This is a genomic window from Cryobacterium aureum (genome assembly GCF_002954245.1).
Classification (GTDB): domain Bacteria; phylum Actinomycetota; class Actinomycetes; order Actinomycetales; family Microbacteriaceae; genus Cryobacterium; species Cryobacterium aureum.
Window position 1 is genome coordinate 1 of the sequence record NZ_PPTG01000047.1, and the last position, 3,450, is coordinate 3,450.

Below are 3,450 nucleotides of genomic sequence, written 5' to 3' on the forward strand. Positions count from 1 at the left end.
ACAGCGATTATGCCGAGGATGACGTTAAGCCGAGGAACCGTGTCGATGCTGGTTGTTTGCGGGGAACGGCGTTTGTTTTGTCGGCTTAGCGTCGCCGTCGATCAGCGGAGTGTGTAGAGCATTTGCAGTTTCTCCTCGCTGAGCCAGGTGTTGTCGGCGATGTTGATTTCAGGAGTGGCGGCGTTCATTGCTGCGGTCATCATGTCAAGAGTGGCGAAGGCGTAGAACGCGGAGGTGGTGCTCATGCTTTCGTGGCCGAGGAGTTGCATGATGATCGGCAACGGGATGCCCTGTTTGTAAAGGTCCATCGCTTTGGTTTTGCGCAGCATGTGGCAGTGCAGCCGAATCGGAACCGTCCGACAGTTCTGCCTGGCGAGGTTGCCTGCGGTGGCCAGGATCGCCGAGACACTGTCGACTGACAGCCGGGTCTGCTGCCCGAGGTGGGAGCTGTGGAACAGCGGACGCGTCGCCGGGAGCCGCGCGAGGTTGGGATGGAACTCCGTGAGATAGACCTGCAGGTGTTCGACCGTTTTATCGCCCAGTGGGACGATGCGGCTTTTGGCTCTTTTCCCGGTCAAGGTCAGGTGCGCCGGCGTTGCCAGGGTCAGGTCCCCGAGGGTGAGGGCGGTGAGTTCGCTGACGCGGGCGGCGCTCTCATAGAGAAGGATCAACAGCATCCGGTTGCGGCGGGACTTCGCCGTGGAGCCGTCAAAGGCAGCGAGGACCGCGGCGGTCTCGCCCGCCTCAAGGTATTCGATCGGTTTGCGTGGTTCCGTCGGTGCTTTCAAGGTCTTCGCGGTGTCGTGGAGGGCGACGAGAGTCAGGTCTTCCTGGGCTGCGAAAGCCAGGAATGCGGTGATCGCAGTCAGCCGTAAGCTGACGGTTTTGGGCTGGTAGTGCTTCGTCTCGCGCATCCAGGTGAGCCACTCTTTCAGCATCGGCCGCTCGAGATGAACGAAGCTGATGTTCTTGCGGTTCAGCTGCTTTTCATCGGTGAGGAAGCTGACGAAGCACTCCAAGGAGATGCGGTAGGCCTCGATGGTTCTCGGCGAGAGGGCGCGGACTCTGGGCATGTAGTCGTGGAGGTAGTTGCGGGCGAAGCCCCAAAGGTTCGGCGTCGAGGTGAGGGGGTCGCGTTTCATCAGAAGCCCACTTCGGGCAGCAGCTGGTCACTGTCGCGGGTGATGGCGGTGTAACTGTCCATGAAGTCCGGCGAGGTATGGACGTAGTAGTAGGTGCTGTCCAAGGACGCGTGGCCCATATATCGGGCCAAATAGGGCAGCATCGCGTTGACGTCGGTGCCGTCGGTCATCCACCGCTGAAGGTTCGCGTAGGCGAAGTGGTGCCGGAAATCATAGGGACGCGGCCGCTTCCCCTCCAAAGTTCGCGTCAGTGCAGCCTTGTCCCAGATGCGGTTGAAGATTATCCCGACCGCCACCGGGGTCACGGGTTTCCCCGTCGGCATGACGAAGAACGAGGCCCGATCGCCTGCGATAACGCCGCGGGTGCGGGCATCGCAGCCGGCCAGGAGCTCCACGAGTTCACCGGTGAGTGGCAACCGCCGGTCGCGGTGCCCTTTCGATGCGAGTACTTCGATCACACCGTCGTCCAAGTGGACATCGTGCGGGGTGAGGTGGCGGACTTCTCCGGTGCGCAGCCCGCAGGAATGCATAAGGGCGAAGAATGCGACGGCCTGCCATGTCCACGGCGACGAACCCTCTATCCGGGCGGCGGCCTGGAAGAACAACCTGATTTCGGCATCCGCCAACAGGTAGGGCTGCGACCGGACAAAACTTGCCTTCCAATGATCCGACAACACATAGGCGTTGTCATTGCCATTGATATGCGCCCACCGACCGAAATCCCGAATGTAGGACATCCATGATCGGTAAGGTCCCGGCCGGGATGATTGCAGGGCCGTCACCCAGCCCTCGATCGTCGCCCGGTCGAGAATCGCCAGAGAATGGTCAGCGCAGTATCGGTCGAACTGTTTCAGATACCAGATTCGGGACGCGCCGTAACAGCCCATACTCGACTTGAACGCGAGGTAGCCCTCCAGATCGGCGGCGAACACGCTGGTGAAACCGTGCTCGCTCATCGTGCGGTCCCTGCCGGCATCGGGAGCACGCAGGCGCGCATCTGCTCGGTGTCCTCGCCCAAATACACGTTGGTGGAATCCGGAGACGAGTGGCCCAGAATCGCCGAGATCGTCGGCAGCGGCGTCCCCGCGCGCAGCAGCTTCGTCGCCGCGTGGTGACGCAACTTCCGGGTGCCCGCTTTGGTCTGCGTCGCCCCGGCGGCCCGAAATGTTCGCCGCGTGATCGCATAGATCGACGCATGGTCCGCCAACGCGAGGTGCGGGGCCAACGACCGCAGGAAAACGTTTGGGATGTTGGAATGCGGTCGGTCGCCCAACACATACTCGGCCAGCTTGCCGAGGACCACCGCAGGCAGCGGCAACGTCAGCGGGTTGCCCGTTTTCTGCTGCACGATACCGAGCGTGGAGCCGCGCCAATCGATGTCCTTCAGCCGCAACGCAATAAGGTCGCAGGCGCGCAAGCCCGTCACCAATGCCAGCAACGTAATTGCCGCATCCCGGGCAGGAACATCGCTGCCGGTGCAGGCCCGAACCACCAGTAGCTCGTCACGTTCGGCAAGTTCGGGAACGAGCTGGTGCCACCGCCGGATGCGCGCCATCGTCAACGCGTCAAGTAAATCCTGCCGACGTGTAAAGGTGAGGAACGGCCGGAAGTTCGTTACTGCGGACCACATCGCTGATGGCACCCACCGATCGCGCAACGATTCCAGATATCCGAACATGGTGGTGCCATCCGCTTCTTCCCACGACGTGATCCCGCTTGCTTCCAAAAAGAGCAGGTATTCACGGGCTGCACGACCGTAGGCGCTTCGAGTAGATACGGCCAGGCCGCGGCGTTCAACCTCGTCCGACCACGCATCCGCCAGGGCGACGAAGGCGGCGCAATGAGGAACCACAATGCCAGCGCCGCGGGTTCCCTTCACCAGGCTCACCCGCCCGGTCGCCACATACGAATCGAACACGCTCACCAGCCGGCCGTAATCGAAGCGGCGCTGGACACTGAAGCGGCCCGTTCTCGGACTCGTCGTCATCGAGGCGAACTCCGCCCCCAAAGCAGGCGTGTAGCGGCCGTCGTCCTTCTGCGCCAGCACTGCCAACCATCGAATCGACTTCTGATAGTTGCCAATCGTCGACTCTTTATAGCTGGCCGCTCTCAACGCCTCGACAACGACGACACCAATGTCATCAACCATCGTTTCCATAGCATTTTCCCTTCATCGCGCATCTGGACACGATGAAAGTAACGCTGGTTGAGGCATTGCACTAAACCGAGAAAACTGCGGCCATCCCCAATAAACTTCTGGCGTCGGAACAGTTCCTCGGCTTAACGTCATCCTCGGCATAATCGCTGT

The 3,450-nt window shown here is 61.2% G+C and carries 3 protein-coding genes; all 3 read right to left on the reverse strand.

Annotation, left to right across the window (positions count from 1 at the left end; genetic code table 11):
• Positions 1-101: 101 nt before the first annotated feature.
• Genes CJ028_RS16825 through CJ028_RS16835 form a run of 3 tightly spaced genes read right to left on the reverse strand, consistent with a single transcriptional unit; the run spans position 102 to position 3,300 of the window.
• Complete coding sequence (locus CJ028_RS16825) at positions 102-1,142, reverse strand: tyrosine-type recombinase/integrase (protein ID WP_105036379.1); 1,041 nt, start codon at positions 1,140-1,142, stop codon at positions 102-104.
• A complete protein-coding gene (locus CJ028_RS16830) occupies positions 1,142-2,098 on the reverse strand; it encodes a tyrosine-type recombinase/integrase (protein ID WP_105036380.1) in 957 nt (318 codons plus the stop codon). Before CJ028_RS16830 ends, CJ028_RS16825 begins: the two co-directional genes overlap by 1 nt.
• Entirely contained in the window at positions 2,095-3,300 is a 1,206-nt protein-coding gene (locus CJ028_RS16835; protein WP_105036381.1) for a tyrosine-type recombinase/integrase, read from the reverse strand. The genes CJ028_RS16830 and CJ028_RS16835 overlap by 4 nt, the downstream gene beginning before the upstream one ends.
• Positions 3,301-3,450 lie beyond the last annotated feature (150 nt).

Bases quoted from the DNA above. Each gene is read 5' to 3' on its own strand.
- CJ028_RS16825 (WP_105036379.1), bottom strand. From the start codon at position 1,142: ATGAAACGCGACCCCCTCACCTCGACGCCGAACCTTTGGGGCTTCGCC.
- CJ028_RS16830 (WP_105036380.1), bottom strand. From the start codon at position 2,098: ATGAGCGAGCACGGTTTCACCAGCGTGTTCGCCGCCGATCTGGAGGGC.
- CJ028_RS16835 (WP_105036381.1), bottom strand. From the start codon at position 3,300: ATGGAAACGATGGTTGATGACATTGGTGTCGTCGTTGTCGAGGCGTTG.